The organism is Streptomyces sp. NPDC051664, assembly GCF_044453545.1.
In the GTDB taxonomy this organism is placed as follows: domain Bacteria; phylum Actinomycetota; class Actinomycetes; order Streptomycetales; family Streptomycetaceae; genus Streptomyces.
On sequence record NZ_JBITCU010000025.1, the window covers coordinates 60,237 to 84,072 of the forward strand.

General features: G+C 69.5%; 27 protein-coding genes and 1 tRNA gene. 19 read left to right on the plus strand and 9 right to left on the minus strand.

The window, feature by feature from the left end:
* Positions 1-259 precede the first annotated feature (259 nt).
* Complete coding sequence (locus ACIA8E_RS31735; protein ID WP_399303217.1) at positions 260-550, minus strand: hypothetical protein; 291 nt, start codon at positions 548-550, stop codon at positions 260-262.
* A 447-nt stretch (positions 551-997) separates the two neighbouring features.
* On the opposite strand from ACIA8E_RS31735, the gene ACIA8E_RS31740 reads away from it, so the two are divergent.
* A complete protein-coding gene (locus tag ACIA8E_RS31740; RefSeq protein ID WP_399303219.1) occupies positions 998-1,546 on the plus strand; it encodes a flavoprotein in 549 nt (182 codons plus the stop codon).
* Between the two features lie 11 nt (positions 1,547-1,557).
* On the opposite strand, the gene ACIA8E_RS31745 is transcribed toward ACIA8E_RS31740, so the two are convergent.
* The 3 genes from ACIA8E_RS31745 to ACIA8E_RS31755 all read right to left on the minus strand — a co-directional run bounded on the left by ACIA8E_RS31745 (position 1,558) and on the right by ACIA8E_RS31755 (position 3,968).
* Positions 1,558-1,896 (minus strand): hypothetical protein, encoded by a 339-nt coding sequence (locus tag ACIA8E_RS31745; protein WP_399303221.1) that lies wholly within the window; start codon positions 1,894-1,896, stop codon positions 1,558-1,560.
* Positions 1,897-2,070: 174 nt separating this feature from the next.
* The gene (locus tag ACIA8E_RS31750) at positions 2,071-3,426 is read right to left on the minus strand and encodes a PQQ-binding-like beta-propeller repeat protein (RefSeq protein WP_326815246.1); all 1,356 of its coding nucleotides are present in this window, start codon (positions 3,424-3,426) and stop codon (positions 2,071-2,073) included.
* A complete protein-coding gene (locus ACIA8E_RS31755; protein WP_326626137.1) occupies positions 3,423-3,968 on the minus strand; it encodes a SigE family RNA polymerase sigma factor in 546 nt (181 codons plus the stop codon). Before ACIA8E_RS31755 ends, ACIA8E_RS31750 begins: the two co-directional genes overlap by 4 nt.
* Before the next feature lie 1,165 nt (positions 3,969-5,133).
* Between ACIA8E_RS31755 and ACIA8E_RS31760 the strand changes: the two genes are divergently transcribed.
* Positions 5,134-5,400, plus strand: a complete 267-nt coding sequence (locus ACIA8E_RS31760; protein ID WP_385643917.1) for a hypothetical protein — start codon at positions 5,134-5,136, stop codon at positions 5,398-5,400.
* 445 nt (positions 5,401-5,845) lie between these two features.
* Here the strand turns inward: ACIA8E_RS31760 and ACIA8E_RS31765 are convergent, their stop codons facing one another.
* The gene (locus ACIA8E_RS31765; RefSeq protein WP_385646796.1) at positions 5,846-6,229 is read right to left on the minus strand and encodes a hypothetical protein; all 384 of its coding nucleotides are present in this window, start codon (positions 6,227-6,229) and stop codon (positions 5,846-5,848) included.
* Positions 6,226-6,696 (minus strand): NUDIX hydrolase, encoded by a 471-nt coding sequence (locus tag ACIA8E_RS31770; protein ID WP_399303224.1) that lies wholly within the window; start codon positions 6,694-6,696, stop codon positions 6,226-6,228. The genes ACIA8E_RS31765 and ACIA8E_RS31770 overlap by 4 nt, the downstream gene beginning before the upstream one ends.
* 18 nt (positions 6,697-6,714) lie before the next feature.
* On the opposite strand from ACIA8E_RS31770, the gene ACIA8E_RS31775 reads away from it, so the two are divergent.
* The 13 genes from ACIA8E_RS31775 (at position 6,715) to ACIA8E_RS31835 (ending at position 15,222) form a co-directional block, all read left to right on the plus strand.
* A complete protein-coding gene (locus ACIA8E_RS31775; protein ID WP_326630600.1) occupies positions 6,715-7,494 on the plus strand; it encodes a GntR family transcriptional regulator in 780 nt (259 codons plus the stop codon).
* Between the two features lie 139 nt (positions 7,495-7,633).
* The gene (locus ACIA8E_RS31780; protein ID WP_399303226.1) at positions 7,634-7,987 is read left to right on the plus strand and encodes a hypothetical protein; all 354 of its coding nucleotides are present in this window, start codon (positions 7,634-7,636) and stop codon (positions 7,985-7,987) included.
* 2 nt (positions 7,988-7,989) lie between these two features.
* Positions 7,990-9,345, plus strand: a complete 1,356-nt coding sequence (locus tag ACIA8E_RS31785) for an FtsK/SpoIIIE domain-containing protein (protein ID WP_399303228.1) — start codon at positions 7,990-7,992, stop codon at positions 9,343-9,345.
* Positions 9,346-9,427: 82 nt separating this feature from the next.
* Positions 9,428-9,910 carry a hypothetical protein gene (locus tag ACIA8E_RS31790; protein WP_399303230.1) on the plus strand — a complete coding sequence of 161 codons (483 nt, stop codon included), beginning with the start codon at positions 9,428-9,430 and terminating at the stop codon, positions 9,908-9,910.
* A gap of 5 nt (positions 9,911-9,915) precedes the next feature.
* A complete protein-coding gene (locus tag ACIA8E_RS31795; RefSeq protein WP_399303232.1) occupies positions 9,916-10,590 on the plus strand; it encodes a DUF2637 domain-containing protein in 675 nt (224 codons plus the stop codon).
* A 21-nt stretch (positions 10,591-10,611) separates the two neighbouring features.
* Positions 10,612-10,803: a mobile element transfer protein gene (locus ACIA8E_RS31800; protein ID WP_030876212.1), complete on the plus strand. Its 192-nt coding sequence runs from the start codon at positions 10,612-10,614 to the stop codon at positions 10,801-10,803.
* 12 nt (positions 10,804-10,815) lie between these two features.
* Entirely contained in the window at positions 10,816-10,971 is a 156-nt protein-coding gene (locus ACIA8E_RS31805) for a hypothetical protein (RefSeq protein WP_326630590.1), read from the plus strand.
* Positions 10,972-10,994: 23 nt separating this feature from the next.
* Positions 10,995-11,321, plus strand: a complete 327-nt coding sequence (locus ACIA8E_RS31810) for a SpdD-like protein (protein WP_399303235.1) — start codon at positions 10,995-10,997, stop codon at positions 11,319-11,321.
* Between the two features lie 88 nt (positions 11,322-11,409).
* Positions 11,410-11,964 carry a GGDEF domain-containing protein gene (locus tag ACIA8E_RS31815; RefSeq protein ID WP_399303237.1) on the plus strand — a complete coding sequence of 185 codons (555 nt, stop codon included), beginning with the start codon at positions 11,410-11,412 and terminating at the stop codon, positions 11,962-11,964.
* Between the two features lie 100 nt (positions 11,965-12,064).
* Positions 12,065-12,259: a hypothetical protein gene (locus tag ACIA8E_RS31820; RefSeq protein WP_399303239.1), complete on the plus strand. Its 195-nt coding sequence runs from the start codon at positions 12,065-12,067 to the stop codon at positions 12,257-12,259.
* The gene (gene repSA / locus ACIA8E_RS31825) at positions 12,256-13,632 is read left to right on the plus strand and encodes a replication initiator protein RepSA (RefSeq protein WP_399303241.1); all 1,377 of its coding nucleotides are present in this window, start codon (positions 12,256-12,258) and stop codon (positions 13,630-13,632) included. The genes ACIA8E_RS31820 and repSA overlap by 4 nt, the downstream gene beginning before the upstream one ends.
* Before the next feature lies 1 nt (position 13,633).
* Entirely contained in the window at positions 13,634-13,831 is a 198-nt protein-coding gene (locus ACIA8E_RS31830; protein ID WP_352262272.1) for a helix-turn-helix domain-containing protein, read from the plus strand.
* Positions 13,831-15,222, plus strand: a complete 1,392-nt coding sequence (locus ACIA8E_RS31835; protein ID WP_399303243.1) for a tyrosine-type recombinase/integrase — start codon at positions 13,831-13,833, stop codon at positions 15,220-15,222. Before ACIA8E_RS31830 ends, ACIA8E_RS31835 begins: the two co-directional genes overlap by 1 nt.
* A gap of 198 nt (positions 15,223-15,420) precedes the next feature.
* Here the strand turns inward: ACIA8E_RS31835 and ACIA8E_RS31840 are convergent.
* Positions 15,421-15,493 (minus strand) — tRNA-Arg (locus tag ACIA8E_RS31840).
* Positions 15,494-15,811: 318 nt separating this feature from the next.
* Between ACIA8E_RS31840 and ACIA8E_RS31845 the strand changes: the two genes are divergently transcribed.
* The 4 genes from ACIA8E_RS31845 to ACIA8E_RS31860 all read left to right on the plus strand — a co-directional run bounded on the left by ACIA8E_RS31845 (position 15,812) and on the right by ACIA8E_RS31860 (position 21,803).
* A complete protein-coding gene (locus ACIA8E_RS31845) occupies positions 15,812-17,464 on the plus strand; it encodes a dynamin family protein (protein WP_399303245.1) in 1,653 nt (550 codons plus the stop codon).
* Positions 17,461-19,482: a GTPase gene (locus ACIA8E_RS31850; RefSeq protein WP_399303247.1), complete on the plus strand. Its 2,022-nt coding sequence runs from the start codon at positions 17,461-17,463 to the stop codon at positions 19,480-19,482. The genes ACIA8E_RS31845 and ACIA8E_RS31850 overlap by 4 nt, the downstream gene beginning before the upstream one ends.
* A 93-nt stretch (positions 19,483-19,575) precedes the next feature.
* Positions 19,576-20,157, plus strand: coding sequence for a single-stranded DNA-binding protein (locus tag ACIA8E_RS31855; protein ID WP_399303249.1), 582 nt, complete (start codon positions 19,576-19,578; stop codon positions 20,155-20,157).
* A 191-nt stretch (positions 20,158-20,348) separates the two neighbouring features.
* The gene (locus ACIA8E_RS31860; RefSeq protein ID WP_399303251.1) at positions 20,349-21,803 is read left to right on the plus strand and encodes an LAETG motif-containing sortase-dependent surface protein; all 1,455 of its coding nucleotides are present in this window, start codon (positions 20,349-20,351) and stop codon (positions 21,801-21,803) included.
* A gap of 191 nt (positions 21,804-21,994) precedes the next feature.
* Here ACIA8E_RS31860 and ACIA8E_RS31865 read toward each other — a convergent pair whose 3' ends face one another.
* Both ACIA8E_RS31865 and ACIA8E_RS31870 read right to left on the minus strand, forming a co-directional pair.
* On the minus strand, positions 21,995-23,098 hold the full coding sequence (locus ACIA8E_RS31865) for a CU044_5270 family protein (RefSeq protein ID WP_399303253.1): 1,104 nt from the start codon (positions 23,096-23,098) through the stop codon (positions 21,995-21,997).
* Positions 23,095-23,766, minus strand: a complete 672-nt coding sequence (locus ACIA8E_RS31870) for an RNA polymerase sigma factor (RefSeq protein WP_399303289.1) — start codon at positions 23,764-23,766, stop codon at positions 23,095-23,097. Before ACIA8E_RS31870 ends, ACIA8E_RS31865 begins: the two co-directional genes overlap by 4 nt.
* Between the last annotated feature and the right edge of the window lie 70 nt (positions 23,767-23,836).

Below are 23,836 nucleotides of genomic sequence, written 5' to 3' on the forward strand. Positions count from 1 at the left end.
CTACGGTGCTGTGGCCTGCCAAAAAGGCCCTCCCGAGGGAGGGCCTGGCTTGGTGCGGACTGTGTGCCCCCGGCAGGACTCGAACCTGCGGCCAAGCGCTTAGAAGGCGCCTTGGTGCAGGTGATCCTGTACTCCCATGACCTGCGGGAATGCCGTTGCTGCCGTGGCTAGTTGGTTGCGCTTCGACATGTATTCGACAGGATCGACGACTGGCGTTTCCCCTGGTTCCCGAGGATGCGGATGCCTGCCCCCGCGCACGTCACTTGTCGTCGCTGCGTTCCAAGACCAAGCCGACGGACCCGCTCTCCAGGCCGTTGCCGTCCTCCAGGTGCAGGTGGCTCCCGTCCGGAACACCGTCCTGGGCAAGCGTGAGTAGATGGCCAGCCAGCGTTCTGAGCCCTGCGGCGCTTGCCTCGATGACGACTTCGCCACCAAGGTTCCGTACTTCGATACGGGCCTCCTCGTTCCAGGTGAAGACTTGCGCGACACCATCGGTCGTGGTTGTGACCTGGGTGCTTGCGGACGGCGCGCTACTGCGTTCGAAGACCATGCTGCAAATCATGCCGGTTCGCTCGACGCCGCTTACGCCCCCAGGGGGGCGAGACCACTGCTTTGTAAGGGTGGCGCCGATCACAGGACGATCTTGGCTGGTCAGCAGCCGTACAACAGCGCCCAGCCTGTCAGTGGGTCTCTGCACCGCCTCGCACCCCGATTGACCGTGACTGACCGCTCGATCTGGCACGGATCTGGCACGCGCGGCACCACGCAGGGACGCGCGATACGGCCGACCGCCGCCTGGCTGCCCCCCTCGATTCGAGCTATCGGCACGGCGGTCACTAAGGTCTGTCGGCCCGGCCACACGCGCTGTAGGGATCAGCCACGGTCGTTGGTAGTCGGTGTGGTTGCTGTACTTCTCTGCTGTACTGCTGGCCCTGAGGACTGACCGATACGGGGCGGTGGAACGGTGAGCATAGGCAGTCGCGGAGTGCTGGCAGTCGTGGGTACGGCAGCCGATGGAATCGAGACGCTGCGCACCGGACTGGTCGAGCCAGCCATCGCCCTCGGCTGGCAGGTGGCCGTGACTCTGACGCCGAATGCCGGCCGATGGCTGAGCTCGAACGGCGAGCTGGACCGGCTAGAGGCACTGACCGGCTTTCCGGTGCGGGACACACCTCGTCTGCCAACTGAGCCCCGCCCCCATCCGGTCGCCGACTGCTACGTCGTCGCCCCCGCGAGTGCGAACTACATCGCCAAGCTCGCGACGGGCATCGCCGACAACCAAGCCCTGACGCAGGTGAGCGAGGCGCTCGGCACGACCGGCGTGTCCGTGGTGGTGTTCCCTCGGGTCAACGCCGCGCATGTCCGGCACCCGGCGTGGGAGCGTCACATCGCGACTCTGCGGAAGGCAAACGTGAAGCTGGTCTATGGACCTGATGTCTGGCCGCTGTACGAACCCCGCGAGGGGCCCGTAGATCGAGAACTTCCCTGGACCGCGATTTTGCAGTCTGTCCATTCACCGCGGCTGCCTGCTGGGTCGGGCTCGTAGCGGGCACGCCGCTACACATCGCGAAGGGCATCACGTAACGCCTCGGCTTGGCGATCGAGCGCCCGGCGCATCGCGTAGGCCGTGTGCGCAGTGTGTGAGCCGACTTCCTGTTCCCGGGGATTTGATCCGCCGCCGAGTGACAGCCTTGTGGCTACGTACTCCTCACCGGCGTAGGCGAGTAGCAGGAAGACTTCCACGGCCAGATCGCGGCGACGATATTGGACGCTGATCAACAGCGGGTAGCTGTCGCTGGGACGGTGAGCCTCGGGACCAATGCAACCGAGCTCGTCACGCAGGAAGTTCATCCTCGTCGATGCCTCGGCAACGAAGGTCTTTAGGCGGATGTCCATGGTTGGGAGTATCGGTGCACTTGGGGGTTTCCGGCAGGGCGGCCTTGGTAGCGGTCGGCCTGCCAACGACAGCGGAATGCTTGGCGCAGTCGACTGGCAACGGCCCTGCCTCGTCTCCCTTGCAGGGGCCATCGGCCGGGGCGGGGGTGCCGCCCCGGCCTGGGGCCCGTCGGGTCAGTGGCCGATCCGCGGCAGGAGGGAGACGATCTCGCTGCCGTTCCGGACGACCAGCACGTCCTCGTAGCACAGGAGTTGGGGCGAGTGCCCGATGCTGGGCCCCCGCTGCCCCGACTTCCCGGGGTCGACGTGACCGCGCCAGACCTGCTCACCTGTGCGCAGATCGAGGCCGGACAGATCTCCGGTCGGACTGAAGAAGTACACGACTCCCTGCCTCGCCGACACCACCGAAGACGCGGTGCGCATCATCGTGTCCTTAACGGGCATCTTGACGCCCGCTGGGCTGGTCCACAGGGTCTTTCCCGTGGTCAGCGAGTAGGCCGAGACCTTGCCCTGCCGGGACACGGAGATCAAACGATCCCCGACGATCTCCCGGTTGGCCAGCTCCCCTTCGGTCCGATAGGAGTGTGAGGTCTGCTCCCCGGAGCTGCTGATGGTAGTCAGCTGCGTGTCCTTGCCGGCCGCATCCTTCCCTCCGATCAGAACCATCCGGTCCCCAGAGGTCCCGATGAGCTGCTGCACGCCGGGGATGGTCGTGACGTTCTTGGCCCTTCCGGTGGCTGGATCGAGACGGAGGACGTCGGTGTGGTCCGACTCCTCGGCGTCCCGCATACACAGGAGATAGGGCACACCGCTCAGCACCGCCCTTTGACACACGACGCCCTTGTCCCAGGTGAGGGCCCACTTCTTCTTACCGGTCAGTGGATCGAGAGCCGACACGGTGCGAAGCGACGGGGTGTTCGCCAGCACCGCGCCGTCGATGAGCATGGCGGCCTGGTCAGTGCGGTCGTCCTGCGGCAACTCGACCGTCCACAGCACATCGCCGGTATCGGCGTCCACCGCCATCAGATCGGTACCGCCCATGTAGTCCCCGTTCGGCTGGTTCTCCGCGGTGTGATTGCGGTAGGCGTAGACCACGCCATCGCGTACGGCGAATGGAATCCCGTTGTCGCCTTCGCGATTGACCTTGACAGCCCACAGCTGCTGGCCGGTGTTGGCGTCGAACTTTGCGGCGTCGTACTTGGACCCGCTGCAGTACAGCGCGGAACCGTCCACCAGGCAGCCCCGCTCGCTGGCGCCCGGGGCGCCGCTCTGCCACGGCTTCCAGCCCTCCGGCGACGCCGCCTGCCGCACAGACCGGTCCTGCTCGGCCGCACCGCCGCCCCCCAAGCCCAACACCGCCCCCACGGTGATCGCGGCAACGGCCATCGCCGCCCCCGCGGCCTGCGAGAAACGGCGCTGACTGCGCCGCCGCAGCACCTTCTCCACTAGGTCTCCGGGCGCCCGCACCTCGTCCAGCGTGATCGCATGCAGCGTCTCCCGGACCTTCTCCTCTACCTGCTCCGTCGTCATGCCTGGATCCCCTTCGGCGAATAGCTGAGCGGCTGTACCTGTACCGCAGGCCCTTCGGGCCCGAGCTCTGGTACGAGCGCCCGGAGCTTGGCGAGCGACCGGTGCGCCGTACTGCGCACCGTGCCGACCGGGCACCTCAGCAGCGCCGCGACCTCGGCCTCTGGCAGGTCCTCGAAGTAGCGCAGCACGACCACGGCTCGCTGCCGCTTCGTCAGCTGACCGAGCGCCGCCAACAGCGCGATCCGCAGGTCGGAGTCCGCGTCGGCATCCCTGCCGGACTCAGGCAGTACAGGCACCGTCGTCTCGGCGCGGTGCCTGCGCAGCCGCCAGAGGTTGACCTGCTGGCGGTACATGACCTGGCGGATATACGCCTCGGGCTGCTCGATGTGCGCCCAGCGCCCGTAGGCCTTCATCAGCGCAATCTGCAGCAGATCCTCCGCCGCATGCCGGTCCCCGCCGGTGAGCAGCACCGCGAGCCGCAGCAACGCGGTGGAACGCATCGCTACGAATTCCCGGAACTCGTCGTGACTCGAGGCCTCCATCGGCCCTCCCTTCTTGGCAACCATCACGACGCGATGAGCCGCTCGCAGCTATCCCTCAACAGGCGAGATTGTGCGTTCACACCAAGCTGATGGGCACACGCTCTCGACGCCTGGTGCTTCACGCTCCAACGGCGGTCCGCGTTTCACTGCCGACGCTACTGGTGGTCGTTGCGACGGTGTGGCCGGCAGGGTGGTTCTTCGCGACCCAAGGGACGCTGTACGGCTATCCCGGCGACTCTGGCCTCTGCCCCGTGAGTGACGTCCCGCCACAGTGGCCTGACTGGATCCCCGTCTGATCAGCCACGACTGACCATCGGCGGCCGTGACCTGTGGCCGCCTTATCGATCAACGCCCTGACCTGCTGCTGAGTTGTCGACGTTGGCCATCGCCGAGCGCCCTTCCACGGCCCCAGGACCGCCCGGGAGGGCGGTGGCGCTTTGGTGAGACTCGTCGTGAGCACCGCTTTAGGAGCGTGGTGGGGCGAGTTGGGGTCTGACCTGCGGGATGCCGACTTCGGCGTCTGCTGGCTGTGGTCTCCGCCAGCAGCTGCTGTTCCCCGTGAGTCTCCGCCCAATCTGGCGCGGTTGTGGCACGGGGAACTTCTGATCCGTAGCTCAAGCCGGATCGGTCAGCGCCGGCGACGCATCCCGCGGTAGGTCACCCAAAGGCTGACCAGAACAAGCGCCGCTCCGCCGATTGGCCAGCCCACGGACCCTCCGTCGCGGTAGTCCCTGATGCCATCCGCAAGAATGAGGGCGGACAGAGGCAGCCCTGCCCAGTCGAGGGCCCTGTTCAATCTCGCGGTAATCGAAGGCTCATTCACGGCTTGATCCTGACAGGCGCTTGCGTCCTCCACCAGATGCGCGTCCACTTCAGGCGCGGCCCATTGGCGAGGAGCGCAGGACTTGAACGTGTGGCCTCATCTTTATCAGGTCGATCACAGAGAGTCTGGCACCAGCGATTCACCCTGAGACGACTTTGTTCTTGGCTCGCTGAGATTCAGCCTGGTCCGGCACTGTCCGCCTCTGTTGGTGTCAGCTGCTGATGTCAGGCATCACCGACCTGCTTGACAGAGCTGCTGTCGGTGGAGCGCCTTATCCAGCCTTGTCGATGAGCTTCGCGACCACGCCCTCACCATGGAGAAGCAGTTGACAGACTGGGCAGCATGACCGCACATCCACGGATCGGCTCCATCTGGGCCGTGCGCTTCCCGGACGCCCCGCAGCACGACTACGACCTCCGGGTGACCGGGGTGTTTACCAAAGACAATGTCACCTACGTCGAGACAGAGCAGCTCGACAACGGCGGACTCAGCAGGAGACTGCTTGAACACCTCCTTGGATTCGCCGAGCCCGTCAGCGACGATGCCCTCCACGACGTAGACACCGCCGTTACCCGCAACCGCAAGTCTCACAAAGGCACGGCGCGCTGATACTCAGTCCAGAGCGCATCAAGCGACCCAAACCCACCACATCCCCAGCTCCCATCCCGTCCGCCTTCGGCCCACACGTCGTGGAGCGGGCGTGGTTCAGGGCGTCAAGGTGGAGCGCGCCACTGTACGAACGACCTTGACGCCCTGGGCCGCGACTGCTCGGCTCTGCCTGGGTCGAAGGTGGTCGGGATGGGAGCCCACAACGCTCACCACGATCTGGCCGGCACTCGCGAACGGCGCCTCGTCCATCCCGGAGTTTGAGCGCCCCCGCCGGAGGCATGTCTTGTGCCTTCTGTTTCCCTTCGTCCAGGTTCTCTCGCTCTAGTTGCGCGACCGGCGTAGCCGGGGCCCAGAGCGGGGCGGAGACAGGAGCGCAGGGCCCCGGCGGTGAGCCGGGGAGCGCGCGACGAGCGGAGCGAGGAGCCTTGATGAAGTAGAGAAACTCTTACCGCGTGGCCTGCTGGGCCCCCTCGTGCCGCGTCATGCGGAACTCGTCCAAGAGGTCGAAGAACATGTCCAGGGGCGCGACGTCTGCTCGTTCAGCTGCCCGCTCGATCTCAACAGCCCAGCCGAGCGGGCTTGAGTACTGCATGTCGAGTCGAGGCCACAGCCACTCGCTGAACGGCCCGCGGTGATCGAAGTCTGTCATCGCCGGAGCTCCGTGGATCTCACAGGCGACCATGTACCCGAACAGGATCGACTGGAGGTGCAAGACGGAACGGCCTCGCACGTACATGCTTGGCCGTAGGCGCACGTCGTCGAGGAAGTCGTGCACGTTGAAGAGCTCATGCAGGGGTCTGGGCTTGGGGAGTTCTGCACTGCTGGTCATGCTGATGCCTCTAGCAAGCGGTGGCCATCGTGGCTCCTGACGTGAGGGCCGGCCCCGTCCAGGGCATCGAGCAGGCGGATTGCGTAGACCTCGGACATGCGCTCGGTGATCTGCTCCGGGGTGAGCCAGTCGACCGCGGTGGATTCGGCTGACGTGCGCTCGGCGCCCCCGGAAGGCTTGCACCGGAAGACCATGGCGACGATGCCCCTGGCCGTGTTCTTGTAGACGCCCGTGAGCTGGTCGACCTCGACATGAATGCCAGTCTCTTCCCAGACCTCGCGGCTGACCCCCTGCTCCGGGGACTCGTCCAGCTCCAGCACTCCGCCCGGCAGCTCCCATGTGCCGTTGTCCGCGCGGCGGATCGCCAGGAGTCGACCGTCCTCGCGCACGACAGCCCCTGCCACGGACACACTGTGCTTCGGCGTTGACGGGGCTTCCTGGGCGCTGTTACTCATGTACAGGAGCATAGGAGAGTGGGTAGGTCTATGGGAACCGCGGTAGGAGGTGGCAGGGCCGTACCTCGGTACGTTCAGATCGCCGACGAGATCGTTCAGCAGATCCGGTCGGGCGTCCTGAAGCCTGGCGACATGGTGCCGAGTGAGTCCGAGTTGGTCGACCGCTACGGAGTGTCCGGCGGCACGATCCGCAAGGCCATGGTGGAGGTCCGTGCGAGCGGCCTGGTAGAGACCCGGCACGGCAAGGGGTCTTTGGTGAAGGCCCGGCCCCCGGTGCGTCATCGGTCTTCTGACCGGTTCCGGCGCTCGCATCGCAAGGGTGGCAAGGCCGCGTACCTCGCAGAGTCGGAGCAGGCCGGCGCGACCGCCAAGGTGAGCGTGCTGTTCATCGGCCCGGCCGACGCACCCGACGACATCGCGGAACGCCTCGGTGTGGATCCCGGAGCCAAGGTGCTGGCCCGCCGCCGCCTCTACTTCCGCAACGGCACTCCGGTCGAGACCGCTACGTCGTACCTGCCGTGGGACGTCGTGAAGGACATCCCGGAACTGTTCTCCGAGAACCCCGGCCCTGGTGGGATCTACGCCCGACTTGAAGACGACGGCCATGTCTTCGCGGAGTTCGTCGAGACCCTCCAGGCGCGGCCGGCCTCGAAGGCGGAGTCCTCCGAACTCGCGCTGAGCCCCGGCGCCCCGGTCGTTCACCTCATCCGAGACGCCGTGACCGAAGAGGGGCGTGTGGTCGAGGTCTGCGACACCCTCATGGCCGCTGACCAGTTCGTCTTCAGCTACAGGATCCCCGCCACCGACTGACGCCCACTCAACTCCCCTCAACCCGCTGCGATTTCCTCTTCGCGGCGGGTTGACTCATGTACAGGAGTGCTGCACTCTTCTTCATGTCACTCATATACATGAGTGACAGAGTTCGGCACCTACAGAGGAGTGATCTGCTGTGCGTCAGATTCCCGTCGACACCACCAACGCGACCGTGATGGTCGCCAAGGCCCCCCAGCCGAAGGTCAAGGACCGCCGTACCGGTGAGATCGCGCTCGACAAGGACGGCGTGACCCTGATGACGGTGGAGGTCATGTTCTCCACGCCGGACGAGGTGGAGATCCTCAAGCTCACCGTTCCCCAGCCGGGCGTCTCCGAGGACCTGGCGATGGGAACACCGGTTGCGCTGACGGGCCTTGTCGCCTCGGCGTGGGAGAACGAGTTCAACGGGCAGAAGCGGCACGGGATCGCGTTCCGCGCGGTCGCGGTCACCTCACTCGCCGCCGCTGCGTCGAATCCGAAGGCGGCCTGATCATGACCGGTTTCACGGTCGTCCTGGTGCTGGTTGTCGCTGCCGCAGTGATCCTGCGGTGGCGGCGCCCCGCCTGGTACTGGCTGGCCTTCGGCGCGGCCTTAGCCGCTCTGCGGGTGTCGGTCCGCTACGTCTCCGTGATGGACGCGTGCGGACTGACTGTCCCGCCCTCCCGCTGGCGCCTGACCCTCGCCCGGATCGCCAACAGGCCCGCGCCGGAGTCCCGCGCCCCGCGCATCCTGCGCATCTGCCCCACACGCACCGGCCTCGTGCTCCGCCTCAAGCTCCGCCCCGGACAGGACGCCTTCGACGTCTCCGCCGCCACAGACCGGCTGCGTCACTCCTTCGGTATGTACGGCGTGGCCTCCCGCGAACTGCGTTCCGGTGTGGTCGAAGTGCGGATGACCGGCTACGACGTGCTCAAGCGGGTGCAGATGCCTGCCAAGACCGACCCTGCACCGATGCGGGTCCCCGTCGCCCTGCGCGAGGACGGGGCAGTCCACTACCGCGACTACCGCAGCGTTCCGCACGGGCTCACCCTCGGTGCCACCGAGTCGGGCAAGTCTGTCTATCAGCGCAACCTGGTGGCCGGCCTCGCGCCCATGAACGTCGCGCTGGTCGGTATCGACTGCAAGCAGGGCGTCGAGCTCTTCCCGCTGGCCCGCCGCTTCTCCGCACTCGCCGACAACCCCGACACGGCCCTTGACCTGCTCGACGCTCTCGTGACGCATATGGAGGACGTCTATCAACTGATCCGGGCTGAGCAGCGGATCACGGTGAACGTGCCGGACGCGGAGATCGCCGCTGACATCTGGGACCTGCCCGACCACCTGCGACCAGTCCCGGTCGTGGTCCTGGTGGACGAGGTCGCCGAACTTGCCCTCTTCGCGTCCAAGGACGAGGAGAAGCGCCGCGACCGGATCATCACCGCTCTGGTCCGGCTCGCCCAACTCGGCCGTGCTGCCGGGATCTACCTGGAGATCTGCGGACAGCGCTTCGGCTCCGAACTCGGCAAGGGCATCACCATGCTCCGCGCCCAGCTCACCGGCCGCACCGCACACCGCGTCAACGACGAATCCTCCGCCAACATGGCCTTCGGCGACATCGCCCCGGACGCCGTCCTGGCCGCCATCCAGATCCCTACCGAGACTCCCGGCATCGCCGTCACCGGCGACTCCTCCGGCGGCTGGGCCCGCATCCGCGCCCCACACACCTCGCTGCGCCAGGCCGTGAACATCTGCAACCGGTACGCCGACCGCACCCCGGACCTGCCCGTCCTTGCAGCCTTCCGGCCAGTCGTCGGCTCCCTGGCCCCGGCCTCCGAGCCGCTTGCCAACACCGCCCCCGCCACCGCCTGACTCCGTCCCACACCCCGGTTGGCGCGACCGCATCGCGCCAAGTCCCTACCCGCTCCATGCCTCACGACAGGAAGGAACGCCCGTGTTCTGCGAGCACTGTGGCGACACCGACGGCACCGAAACCGGCGTCGACCACGACGAGCGAGACTGCCCCTGGTCCGACACCGACGGCGGCCCCGTCACCATCGACGCCGCCGAGCTGGCCCACACTCTGTGGGCCACGACGGACGGCTCTCCCGCCCTGCGCGCCGCGATTGGCCTTCTCAACGACCACGGCCTGTGGATCAAGCGGCTCGCCGAGCGGGCCGGCCTGCTCCTCATCGACTACTCCGGCCCCGCACCTGAGGCTTACGGCATCGACTGGCCCAAGGTCGTCGAGGCCCTGGACGCCAAGGACCTGCCCGCCTCCAGCGGGGAGCTGCGCATCCTGTTCATCGCCGCGTCCCTGGCCGACACCGCCGCCCGCATCCCGCTCGGCGACGCCGTCAGCGGCCTCGACACAACCAACCTCGCCCTGGTCCTGCAGGCCATAGCGGTGGCCAATGGCCGCCCCGTGGTGCGGTGACCGCCATGGCCTCGCGACTTCGGATCGATGCCGTCCTGGTCCAGGCCGTCATCGCCGGTGCCCTGTCCTTCGCCCACCTGCACGACCTTGCTGCCGCCGCTGGGCAGGACGGCTGGAAGGCGTGGGCCTACCCCATCTCGGTGGACCTGCTCCTGGTTGCTGCCTGGCGACGCCTGCGCAGTGAGGGCCCGTCCCGGCTGGCCTGGTGCTGGTTCCTGATCGCCTTATTCGCCTCGCTCGGGGCCAACGTCGCTACCGCCGGATTCCTCGACCTTGCCCACCCGCCGGCCTGGCTGCGGTTCGGCATCGCGGGATGGCCCGCCCTCGCCTTCCTCGGTGGCACCCTCCTTGCCCACTCGCACTCCGTCCAGACGCCGGAGCCAGTTGCGCCGGCACCCGCTGCGCCGGAGCCCACTCCAGAAGTCGAGCAGGAAGTCGCCCCCGATCCGCGACCGGAGCCCGAGCCCATTGCCGCGGCTGCCGAGGACACCCCGGCACTCGCCCCCGCCCCCGCCGTCCCGGCCGGTACGCCGGTCCCGGCCGCGCTGGTCGACCACGCCCGCAAGCTCGCCGACGACCACCACGCCCGCACCGGAGCCCGGATCGACACCGACACCCTGCGCGCCCGACTCGGCGTCCCACCGCAGCTCGCCGAGACCATCGCCGCCCAACTCGCCTGAAGAGAAAGGAGAACCGCCGCCATGCCCGCTCGTGACCACTTCCACTCCGTGATGCGGATCGGTCCAGTGCAGATCGGCACACACCGCGACCGCCACGGCCACACCAAACACGCCGCCGTCTGCAGCGCTGACCGCTGCGGCTGGTCCGCCGACTACTCCAGCCAGAGCGCCGCCCAGCTCGCCGCCCGCACCCACCGCTGCACCGCCCGATAGGAGAGCGGCCCCATGGATGTCCCGCTCTGGTTCGCCCTGATCATCGTCGGCTGGCTCGGCGTCAAGCTCATCCGTCCGCCCCTCTGGCTCGTCGCGGTCCTCCTGCTCGGCGGCTACCTCCTCGCCGACAGCCTGCTCGCCCCCGCCATCGACACCGCCATCAAGTAACCACCCTCGAAAGGAGATCCACCATGCTCAAGCCCAAGGTCCCCACCATGCCCCAGCCCACCGGCCGCATAACCCCGCCGACCGTCGTCGAGCCGACCGCCATGGTCCAGCAGGAGCACGCCCCGCAGAGCTCCATGCCTCTGGTCGCGCCGACCGCTGCGGCCAGGCCCACCGTGCAGTTCACGCCCGGCGCCGTTATCGCACTCGTGGGTGGTGGGGCGGCCGTCGTCCTGGTCGTCGGCGCGGTCCTGGTCTCGATGCTCCTCGCGGTCGCCATCACCGGCGCATCCGTCGCCATCTGCGCCCTGGTCATCCGCTCGCTCATCGCCTCCGAAGGCCAGCACCGCTGACCGGCCTCCGGGCGGTGCCACAAGCCGCCAAGCATCGCCGCCGCCCGGACGGCCCACGCAACCCTTCCAACCGCATCGAAGGAGAACCGTGGACACCCAAGCGCTCGCCCTCGCGTTACCGCTCATCGGCTGGGCCTCGCACACCGCCCTGCTCACCCACCGGCTCGCCACCGCCCGCCGGGACCCGCTCACCGGCCTGCGCACCCGCGCCGGATGGACCGCCCTCGCCGAACGCATCATCCGCCGGCACCGGGACGCCGTCGTCCTCCTGCTCGACCTCGACGACTTCAAGAACCTCAACGACACCCAGGGCCACGCCGCCGGGGACGTCGCCCTGGCCGTCACCGCCGAACGCCTCGCCACTTGGTGCGGCCGTCACGGCATCGCCGGTCGCCTCGGGGGAGACGAGTTCGTCGCCATCGCCCGCCAGGCCCCGGACGACCTCGACAGCCTCCACCGCGCCCTGCGCCAGCCCGTGGCCTACGCCGGACGTCGACTCCCGGTCTCCGTATCCGTCGGCTCCTGCCACGTAAAAGACCTGCCGGTCCGCAGTCTCTCCGACGCGCTCGCCACCGCCGACTCCGCGATGTACACGGACAAAGGAAAGGCCGGTCGACGCGGCACCCGTCCGCACTCCCGCTGATCCAGCACTGACCGGCCTCCGGACGGCGCACAAGCCGCCAAGCATCGCCGCCGCCCGGACGGTCCGGCCCCTTCCAACCGCAATCGAAAGGACCACCATCATGACCCAGCACAGCCCTGCCCCGATGCGCATCTGCCCGGACTGCGACGGCTTCCCTGCCGTCGCCATCGACACCGGGACGCTCCTCGAAGACGGCACCCGCGCCACCCTCCTGGTCACCTGCCGCCGCTGCCGGGGCACCGGCTCGACCCGCACCGCGGCTCCGGCCCCGGTCGCCCAGCGGGAGCACGCGTGACGGACTCGATCCTCGCGGGCCTGGACCCGGCCACCCTCGGCGATCTGCTGCGGGTGGCCGGGTCCACCGGCTTCGACCGCTGGCAAGACCAGATACGCCGCACCGGTGGCTGCTCCAACCCCATCCACCTGTCCGGCTGGACCCTCACCAAGGACAAGACCACCGGCGAGACCCTGCACCGCTACTCCACCAGCACCGAGCCCGGCGGACGGCTCCGCGTCGCCTGCGGCAACCGTCGCGCCTCCCGTTGCCCGACCTGCGCCTGGACCTACTCCGCCGACACCTACCACCTGATCCGTGCCGGACTCGCGGGCGACCAGGACAAGGACGTCCCCGCCACCGTCCGCGACCATCCCCGCGTCTTCGCCACGCTCACCGCCCCGTCCTTCGGCCCGGTCCACAACCGTCCCGACTCCGGCCGCTGCCGCTGCGGCACCGCACACGGCCCCGACGACGATGCCCTCGGCACCCCGCTCGATCCCGACTCGTACGACTACGCGGGCGCGGTCCTCTTCAACAACCACGCCGGGAACCTGTGGCAGCGCTTCACCAACCGCCTCCGCCGCGAGATGGCCGCCCGCGCCGGCCTCACCCAACGCGAACTCAAAGAAACGGCACGGGTTTCGTACGGCAAGGTCGCCGAGTTCCAGAAGCGCGGGGCCGTCCACTTCCATGCCGTCGTACGCCTCGACGGTCCGGACGGGGCCGACAGCCCGCCGCCCTCGTGGGCCTCCGTGCAGCTGCTCAGCGACTCCATCCGCGCGGCCGCTGGGCACTCGTACACGACCATCACCGTCCCGGCTGCCGCCGGCCAACCCGCCCGTCCGCTCCGCTGGGGCACCCAGCTCGACATCCGCCCCATCCGCGCCTTCGATGCCGGTACCGACATCACCGAACAGGCCGTCGCCTCCTACGTCGCCAAGTACGCGACCAAGGCCGCCGAGACGACAGGCACCGTCGACCGCCGCGTCGGCAACCGCGAGGCCCTAGTCCTCCTCGACGTGCCCGACCACCCGCGCCGCCTCATCGAAGCCTGCTTCGACCTCGATCCGCTCTACCCCGACCGGCGGCTGAGGGCCTGGGCTCACATGCTCGGCTTCCGCGGCCACTTCTCCTCCAAGTCCCGCCGCTACTCCACCACCCTCGGCGCACTCCGCCAGATCCGCGCCGACTACCGCGCCGCCCAGCAACGCGAAGAACTCGGCCTGCCCGACCCGGACCAAGACCCGACCGTCCTCGTCCTCGCCGACTGGCAGTACGCCGGACAGGGCCACAGTCCCGGCGAGTCCGTGCTCGCCGCCTCGATCGCCAGAGACCTGCAACTCAACCGAGAGACCGCCCGCGAAGCACTGCTGACAGAGGAGGGGATGTGAGGTGACGGCGACCCTTCGCACGCGAGGAATGCTGACCCTCGCTGAAGTCTGCGAGGAACTTCAGATCTCGCGCTCGACCTTCTACGACTGGCGACAGAAGCACCGTGCGCCGCGCTGTATCAAGCTCCCAAACGGTGACTTGCGGGTCCGTCGGGGCGATCTGGACAACTGGCTCGACGACCGCGAGGACGGTGCCTGATGGAGACCAGTTATGACGTCAGGATCTACAAGATCCTCACCTATAGAGGGAGCCGTAAGACCTCTTACACCGTGCGCTGGATGGTGGCGGGCAAAGCGTTCCGAGAGCCCTTCGGGACCTCGGCCCTGGCGGACTCCTTCCGCTCCGAGCTGGTGTCTGCGGCCCGCCGTGGCGAGGCCTTCAGCCTGACTACTGGCCGTCCCATCTCCCACCAGTCCGGTGCCGGCGCCGTCAGCTGGTACGACTTCGCGATTCAGTTCACAGACGCTCAATGGCGACGGACGTCCGGCAACAACCGTAAGAACGTGGCCAAGGCGCTCATGACGACGACGATCGCACTGTTGCGCGCACCGTTACCGAGCCGGTTCGCGGCGATCGATGTCCGGACCGCCTTGCGGGAGTTTGCCTTCAATACCCGGCGTCGGAATGAGGCTCCGCAGGAGGTGACGGCAATCCTGAGGTGGGTGGAGCGCAACACGTTGACGATGGCGGCCTGGGAGGATCCGCAACAGGTGGAAGAGGTGCTGCATGCCTTGGACTCCAGACTGGATGGCACAGCCGCTGCAGCCTCCTCGTCGAAGCGACACCGCAGGATTCTGAACGTCGCCATGGAGTACGCGGTGAAGAACCGCGTACTCCGCTCCAACCCTCTGCCGAAGGGGCGGGGGACCACCCCCAAGACCTCGTCCGCAGTGGACAAGCGGTCCCTCATCAACCCGACCCATGCCGCGGGTCTGCTCGGGTGGATATGGCGTCGTTCTCGTGGTGGCCGGCGGCTGCACGCGTTCTTCGCCACCATCTACTACACCGGTCCACGGCCCGAAGAAGTCGTCGCCATGCGGGTCCTGGACGCGCGGTTGCCGGGAGAGCACGACGACGACCAGTGGGGCGAGCTGCTCTTCCATACGGCTCAGCCGGAGGTCGGCAAGCAGTGGACCGACACCGGGGAGGTCCACGAAAAGCGCGGGCTGAAGGGAAGGGCCACGGACGACACCCGCGTCGTGCCGTGTCGACCGGCACTCACAAAGATCCTTCGTGAACACATTGCGACGGAGAAACTCAAGCCTGGTGATCTGCTCTTCCCGGGGGAGAACGGTGGTCTGCTCTCCGGGTCGGTCTTCCGGCGGGCCTGGCGGACCGCGCGCAAGGAAGTCCTCGCGCCGGAGGAGTTCGCCTCGCCGCTCGGCAAGCGGGTCTACGACCTGCGACACACCTGCCTGACGACATGGCTCAACAACGGGGTCCCGCCGGCGCAGGTGGCCGAATGGGCGGGTAACAGTGTGCCGGTGCTGCTAGCCACGTACGCCCGGTCCATCTCCGGACAGCTCAAGGATCACCAGAGGCGCATCGAGTCGAGCGGTGACCTCCCCGACCTGATGGCAGAGGGCTGAGCCCACCGGGAAAACTTCGACACGTATTCGACAGAGCCACCCGCAGAAACCCGGTGACAGCCGGACAGCGCCGGACCCTCCCCGCCGTGACCTGGGGTCGGTCCGGCTCTTATGCGTTCGCTACGCGGCCCTCGCTACGGTGCGGTGACCTGCCAAAAAGGCCCTCCCGAGGGAGGGCCTGGCTTGGTGCGGACAGTGTGCCCCCGGCAGGACTCGAACCTGCGGCCAAGCGCTTAGAAGGCGCCTGCTCTATCCACTGAGCTACGGGGGCCGGGTGGTGGCCTCGGCGGCCTGGAGCCCTGGGACCGGGCCGGTCCGTGACCTTGCCGGGACAAGGATAGGGCTCCGATCGCCTGGACCCGGTTGCTTCACCTGCGTGGCACGATGTGGAGGTTCGGTGAAGCGAACCGATAATCGCAGGTGGGTGCGGATCTTGCACTGCTTTTGACGCCTGGCGCCCCGGGTGTTGTGCACTCGTTATGCCTGCGCCCCACTCGTCCCCTCTGTCCCGACGGCGTAACCGGCGCGCAGAGGCGGCTATACGCTTCAAAATGGCGCCAAAATTGGGCATTCTTCGCATGTGGTAACCATGGACGTACGGCCTCAGCTCATCGACGCACTTTCCGCCCTGCGCGACCGTGTCGCTGCCGTGCGTCTGCCACTCCCACTTCCTGGGGCGGCACGTGCCCGTCAGACCAGGGTTGAGCTGCTCGCACAGCTCGACGACTACCTGCTTCCCCGGCTCAAGGATCCTGAAGCGCCGCTGCTCGCGGTCGTCGGTGGATCCACCGGGGCCGGGAAGTCGACGCTCGTCAACTCGCTCGTGGGGCGACGGGTCAGCGAGGCCGGGGTGCTGCGGCCGACCACCCGGACCCCTGTCCTTGTCTGCCATCCGGATGATCATCACTGGTTCGCCGGGGTACGCGTACTGCCGCAACTGACCCGGATCTGGCTGCCCCCGGAGGAGTCCGCGGATCCCGGCCTCCGCGACGACCGCGACGGGCTCGGCGACGGCGAGCAGGAGGACGGGACCGCGCTGCGGATCGAGACCGCCGCGAGTCTGCCGCGCGGACTCGCGCTGCTCGACGCCCCGGACATCGACTCGCTCGTCGTACGGAACCGGGTGCTGGCAGCCGAACTCGTCTGCGCCGCCGACATCTGGGTCATGGTCACCACCGCTTCCCGGTACGCCGACGCGGTGCCGTGGCAGATGCTACGTACGGCAAAGGAGTACGACGCCTCCCTCGTCATCGTGCTCGACCGGGTTCCGCACCAGGTGATCGCCGAAGTGTCGCGGCAGTACGGAGCGCTGCTCACCAGGGCGGGTCTCGGCGAAGTGCCCCGCTTCACCATCCCGGAACTGCCCGAGTCGGCGGGCGGCGGCAGTGGGCTGCTGCCCACCACCGCGGTCGCACCGCTGCGCTCCTGGCTCGGCCACCGCGTGCACGATCCGGCGGCCCGCCAGCAGGCCGTGGGGCGTACCGCGACCGGGGTCATCGACTCGCTGGACGTACGCATGCCGGAGCTGGCCGGGGCCGTCGCCGCGCAGTACGCCGCGGCCGTGCGGCTCACCGGCGTGGTCGAGGACGCGTACCGGAAGGAGGGCGCCCGGGTGCAGCGGCGGCTGCAGAACGGTGGTGTGCTCGCCGGGGACGCCCGCACCCGGTGGCGCGGATACCCGCTCTACAGCTCCTCCGAGGAACTTCTCGACGCACTGGTGGAGAGCCTGGCCGCACTCCTGCAGTGCGCCGTCGCCGCAGCCGACGAGCAGATCCGCACGACCTGGCACCACGAGCCGGCAGCCGGTGTCCTCGGGTCCGAGGCCGCCGTCCGTCAGGCCGGGGGGTGGGGGCCGGCCGACGACATCCGGGGCCGGATCGCCATGGCCGTACGACGGTGGCGGCGGGTGCTGGAGGAACTGGCCGAGGAAGAGGTGCGCCACCTGGAACGCAACGCCGCACCCGACGCCGAGACGGTTGCCGCACTGCTGGCCGCCGCGCTGCTCGGCGGACGCCGTGCCCGCAGCGCCGGGGAGCAGCTCGCCGAACGCATCGGCGTCCAGGGGGCCCTGCGACTGCGCGACAAGGGCGGCGCGCTGCTGACCACCTATCTCGACCGGGTGCTGAACGGCGAGCGTGACCGGCGGCTCGCGCCGCTCGACGCGCTCGATGTGACCCCGGAGCCGCAGGCAGAACTGATTGCCGCGCTGTCCGTACTGCAGAAGGAGAGGTGGCAGCGTTGACTGTCGTCACTGACCAGGACCACAGCCAGGAGCAGGGCCGGGTGCGGGACCCGGGCCCGGACCCGGACCGGGACGTGGACCGCGAGCCCGGGCAGGGCCGGACTGCGGAAGTCGCGATCCGCAACGTCCCCGAGCCCGCCGGGCGCTGGGACGACGGGCTCATTGCCCGGCGTGCCGCTGCCGCCTCCAAGGAACCCTCCGGGAATTCCGATCCCGATCCCGGCCGTGAGGCCGCCTCCGACGACGTACGGCCCCAGGTCGAGGCGTACGTACCGTCCGGCAGCCCGCTCGGGCCGCGGCTCGACGCGCTGCGTGAGCTCGTCGGGCTGTCCAGGGCCCGGCTCGACCAAGCCACCCTCGCCGAGGCGGGGCGCGTACTCGACGAGGCTGCCGCCCGGCAGCGGCTCTCCTCCCGGCACACCGTCGTCGCCATTGCCGGTGCGTCGGGCAGCGGCAAGTCGACCCTCTTCAATTCCCTCGCGGGCACGCAGATCTCCGACACCGGGCTGCGACGGCCGACCACCGCCGCGCCCATCGCCTGCTCCTGGACCGACGGCGCCGCCGGGCTGCTGGACCGGCTCGCCATTCCCGGGCGGCTCAGGCGCAGGCCGTACCAGGGCGGCACGGAAGCGGACGAGGCGCTTCAGGGGCTCGTTCTCGTCGATCTGCCCGACCACGACTCGGCGGCGACCGGGCACCGCGAGCAGGTGGACCGGGTGCTTACGCTGGTCGACGCGGTGATCTGGGTCGTGGATCCGGAGAAGTACGCGGACGCGGCTCTGCACGAGCGCTATCTGCGGCCGCTGGCCGGGCACGCGGAGGTCACGTTCGTCGTTCTCAACCAGGTGGACCGGCTGCCCGGCGACGCCGCCGACCAGGTTCTCGACGACCTGCGCCGGCTGCTCGACGAGGACGGCATGGCGCTCGGCGAGCACGGCGAACCGGGCGCCACCGTGTTGTCCCTGTCGGCTCTCACCGGCGACGGGGTGGGCGAACTGCGTGAGCTGCTCGGCCGGTTCGTCCAGGAGCGCACGGCCGCGGCGCACCGGCTCTCCGCCGATGTGGACGCCGTCGCCGCCAGACTGCGGCCGGCGTACGTCGCCGAGGGGCGGCCGGGGCTCGGGGAGCGTGCCCGTGAGGAGTTCGCCGACCGGCTGGCCGAGGCCGTCGGCGCGGCCGCGGCAGGTCAGGCCGCCGAGCGTGAGTGGCGCAGGAACGCGGGGCGGGCCTGCGGGACGCCCTGGCTGCGGCTGTGGCGCTGGTACGAGTCCACCAGGCAGCCGGGAACCATGGACTGGGCAGCAGCGCTGCCCGCGCCGCCGGAGGAGCAGCTGACCGCCCGGCAACGCGTCGAGCAGGCGGTCCGCACGGTGGCGGACGCCGCCGCCGACGGGCTGCCCGGCCCCTGGGCGCAGGCGGTCCGCGAGGCCGCGATGAACGGGGCGGAGGGGTTGCCGGAGGCGCTGGACGAACTGGCGCAGAAGAGCGGCACGGCGGCGGAGGGCCAGGGCAGGGACGTGGGGGAGGGTGAGCGTGCGGGCGAGGATGCGGGGCCCGGCGCGGCGCCCGTCGACGCCGACGGCGGGGCTGCGGTCGCTGCCGCGATGGCCGGTGGATCCGGTGGGGCACACAGCGGGCGGGTGGCCGGCAGGCCGCCGCGGCCCGCGTGGTGGCCCGCCGCCGTACTGGCACAGGTCTCCATGACGCTGCTGCAGATCTTCGGTGGTCTTTGGCTGATCGGCCAGATCGCCGGCGTGGTCGAACCGGGGCTGCTCACCGCCGCATCGGTGATGATGGCCGGCATCGTCGGCGGGCCGCTGGTCGAGTGGTCGTGTGCGGCCGCCGCGCGTGGGCCCGCACGTCGGTACGGGCAGGAGGCCGAGCGGCGGCTGCGCGAGGCGGCGGCGGCCTGCGGCCGGGCGCGGGTACTCGATCCGGTGGCGGCCGAACTGGTGCGGTACCGCGAGGTTCGGGAGCGGTTCGTGGCGGTGACGGAGTTTTCCACAAACGGCCGGTAGTCCACAGCCTCCAGCAGGATCCCCGCCTCCCCTTCAGCATGAGATCAGTGACCGCGCGGCAGCGGTCACGGGTGACGAAGGGGAGGCGGAGGCATGAACGAGACCGTGGTGACACTGGTGGGCAACGCGGCGACCGGGGTGGAGTTCCGGGAGACCGCGACCGGCGGAATGGCGCGATTCCGCTTCGCTGTGACGGCCCGCCGCTGGGACCGGGAGAAGCAGTTCTGGACGGACGGGCACACCAGCTTCTACACCGTGTGGGCGTGGCGCACGCTGGCCTCGAATCTCGCGGGTTCGGTCGCTGTGGGAGAACCACTGGTCGTGCACGGTCGGTTGAAGGTGCGCGAGGAGGAACGGGACGGGCAGCGCCGGACGTTCGTGGACATCGAGGCGCTGGCGGTCGGACACGATCTGACACGGGGGACGGCGGCGTTCCGGCGGGTGGTGCGGGGTGATCCGACGCTGACGGCCGGACCGGGAAGGCGGGGCGGTCCGGCGGGGGAAGGGGGAGAGGGGGAGACCGACGGGTTCGGGGGGCCGGTCGAGCGGGGGGAGCCCGTTGCGCGGTCCGCGAAGCGGGCGCAGGGGGAGCGGAGGGTGCAGGGCGAGCGGGGCGCGCGGCGTGGACCGACGGTACGTCAGGAACAGATCCCGGAGCTGGCGTCTGCGCTGTGACCGGGCCTGTGTGCACGGTAGTTATCGGCGATAACGATTCCGAGTCGGAATGGTTGTGTGACGGTATGACGGGGGAATACGCATCGCCGCTTCCTTAGGATCTCCCAGTACTCACAGGGCACTTGAGTCGGCTGGCGGGAGAAACCCCACACGCGCACCAAGCGCGAGGATCCCGCCCGGAGGGGACATCCGTGTTTTCTGCTTCTTCAGCGACCGCTTCAGCATCCACTGCGGGGACGAATCCCCCACGGAGACCGGGCATATCCCGGTTGGCCGCATCGGCGGTGGCATCCGGGCTCGTCATAGCCGCCGCTCTCGTCGGTGCAGGCAGCGCGGCCGCCGACGAGGCGCCCCAGCACCAGGGCGGCGCGACCGCCGTCCTGGACGGGTTGAAGACCTATGACCGGGCCGTGCTCCACACGGACGGCAAGGAGCAGGAGCTGGCCGCCGGGCTCTTCGAGATGACCGTCGACGGCGGCGGCAAGCTCAAGACGTACTGCATCGACATTCACAACCCCACCCAGGACCAGGCGAAGTACCTGGAGACCCCCTGGAACCAGACGTCGCTCGGCGCCAACAAGAACGCGGGCAGGATCCGCTGGATCCTGCAGCACTCCTACCCGCAGATCGACGACCTCGCGGCGCTCGCCGAACAGGCCGGCACCGGGCCGCTGACCGAGCAGACCGCGGCGGCGGGCACCCAGGTCGCCATCTGGCGCTACTCGGACAACGCCGATGTCGACGCCTCCGACCAGCAGGCCGAGAAGCTCGCCGACTGGCTGGGAGAGCACGCCGAGGACGTCGCCGAGCCCAAGGCGTCCCTCGCCCTGGACCCGGCGGCGGTCTCCGGCCTGTCCGGTGAGCGGCTCGGGCCGGTCACCGTCCACACCGACGCAGGCCAGGTCTCGGTGACTCCGCCCGCCGACTCCGCCAGCGGCGTCAAGGTCACCGACAAGAGCGGCAAGCCCGTCACGGCCGCCGTCAACGGCGCCGAGCTCTACTTCGACGTCCCGGCGGGTGCCGCCGACGGCACCGCCTCGCTGACCGTGCAGGCCACCACCTCGGTGCCGGTCGGCCGGGCCTTCGCCGGGGTGACCAAGAGCCAGACCCAGATCCTGGCCGGCTCCAGCGAGTCCACGGTCTCCGCGACCGCCACCGCGACCTGGGCCAAGAAGGGCGCAATCCCCGCGATCACGGCGAAGAAGAACTGCGCCAAGGGCGGCGTGGACGTCACCGCGAGCAACGAGGGCGACGAGGCGTTCACCTTCGAGCTGGCCGGTGCCGAGCACACCGTCGAGGCCGGACAGTCGGAGACGGTGACCGTCCCGGTCGCCGAGGACCAGGCGTACGACTTCACGATCACCGGTCCCGGCGGGTTCACCAAGACGTTCAAGGGCGTCCTGGACTGCAAGACCACCGGCAGCGGTACCGGCGGCCTCGACACCCAGACCGCCGACCAGCCCGCCCCGGCCACGGCCGGCGGCAGCTCGGCCGGGACCGGTGGCGACCTCGCCGAGACCGGCAGCTCCAACGCCACGCCGATCATCGCGGGCATCGCCATCGCACTCGTCGTCATCGGCGGCGGCGCGGTCTTCCTCCTCCGTAAGCGGAAGACGCAGTCCGCGGGGCAGTCGACCGAGGGATAAGCGGAACGTGACACCGAGCAGCACATTGTCACGATGTGCTGCTGACAGCCCCGGTACGCCCACGCGTACCGGGGCTGTCGCGTCACCGAATGCCCCTCGAGGAAGCAACGCGGGCAGCAGAAGGGTGCGTTTTGAAAGTGCTGGTCACAGCCACTCGTTAATGGCCAGGACCCACTTGGAACGCACCCTGGCTAGTCCTGCGGCTGGACTCCGCCCTTGTCCACCACGGACCGCTTCAGTACGGCGTCGGCGCCGAGCAGGGCGCCCTTCTCGCCGATCTCCGTGTCCTTCGTCAGGAAGGTGCGCGAGCCCAGGAAGGAGAGCCCCTTCGGGTTGAAGACCCATTCCGAGCGGGTGGCGTACCGGGTGTCCTCACGGGCGATGCCCACCCCGTGGCGGCCCAGCGCGTCCACCGCGTTCGGGGCCTCGGTCACCCCGGGGATCAGCGCCGCGGCCTTGTACAGCGCGGCGGCGGTCTCGGGCGGCAGCACGGTCTCTCCGATCAGGTACCCGATCTGCTCGAACACCGCCTGGGCGTGCTCCTGGCCCTCGTGTTTCGGGGTGAGGGCGGTGAGGTGTTCGAGCAGCTTCTGCGGGTCGGTGGGCAGGGCGGCCAGCCAGCGGTAGGTGGGCCGGTTCAGGCCCTCGCGGGTGCCGTCGGTGTCCCCCAACTCGGCGTTGATGGGGAGGGTGTCCCCGTCCTCGCGGATGTAGCCGAGCTTCTTGAGTGGGCCGGGCTTCTGGGCGTACCAGATCTCCCGTTCCTTCAGCGGTTCCGTCACCAGCTTCCCGCTGGTGAGGTCGCTGTCCTGGACCTGGCTGCGCACATAGACGAACTGGTCGTCGCCGACCGGTCCGGCGTCGCTCTTCGCCGCCGCGTCCGAGATCCGGTGCAGCACCAGGGCGACCGGCTGGGCGTTCCCGGCGCGCGCCGAGGCGCTGTCGTCCGCCTGTGCCGCCCCCGGTCCGGCCGCCGGGTCGCCGCCGCCCTGCGCGGTGTAGCCCACGATCAGCGCACCGGCCAGGGCCAGCGCCGTGACCGGGGCCAGGAAGGACGGGCGCAGGAGGCGCGGGCGGGCGGGGCGGTCGGCACGGGCCGCGCGCTCCCGGCCCCGACCCCGGTCCTGGGCTCGGCTCTCGGAGCGGTTGGCGTCATCGTCGATCAGGTTCATCAGGCGTTCCCTGTGGTGCTCGTGGCGGCCCGGCGGAAGGTCGAATCCGGTGGCGGGCGGCAGCAGCCGCGCCAGCTCGGCGCGCTCGTCCCGGCCGTCGTCGGTACCCGTCGTCGCGGTCATCGCGATCCCCCCTCGTTGGGCAGGGCGACGAATGCCGCCCTGCCTCCTACCTCTCCGCGACCCCCGCCGGGTTCCCGCCCGGTTTCCCGCCGCCCCTCCGAAAGCCGATCCTCCGCGAGCCGTTCGCCCGCCAGCGAGCGCAGCCGGGCCCGGGCGCGGGAGAGCCGGGAGCGTACGGTGCCGACCGGGACGTCCAGCGCGGCCGCCGCCTGGGCGTAGTCCAGCCCGGCCCACACGCAGAGCGCGAGCACCTCGCGCTCTGGCTGCCGGAGCCGGTCGAGCACCTCGCGTACGGCCGCCAGTTCGCGCTGGTGGTCCAGGCGTTCGGCGGAGGCCTCGGCGAAGTCCTCGGTCTCCTTCGGCTTCGGCTGCCGGGCCAGGAACGCGAGGCGGCGGCCGACCCCGCGCCGGTGGTTGCGCGCCCTGTTGGTGGCGATGCCGAGGAGCCAGGGGCCCAGCGGACCGCCCTCCGGATCGACCTGCTCGCGGGTGCGCCAGGCGACGAGGAAGGTCTCCGACATGACGTCCTCGGCGGCCGAGAGGTCGCCGGTGAGGCGGCAGGCGTGCTGGTAGACGGTCCTGGCGTACCGGTCGTAGAGGTCCGCGAAGGCCTCCCGGTCGCCCGCGCGGATCCGTTCCCGTGCGCCGGGGTCAGCAGGTGCCCTCAGGCCATCCGGCGCGGCCCGGTCGCCCGAGTCGCCCGGTGGTTGCGCCGGTCGCGCCGGCTGTTCGATGTGC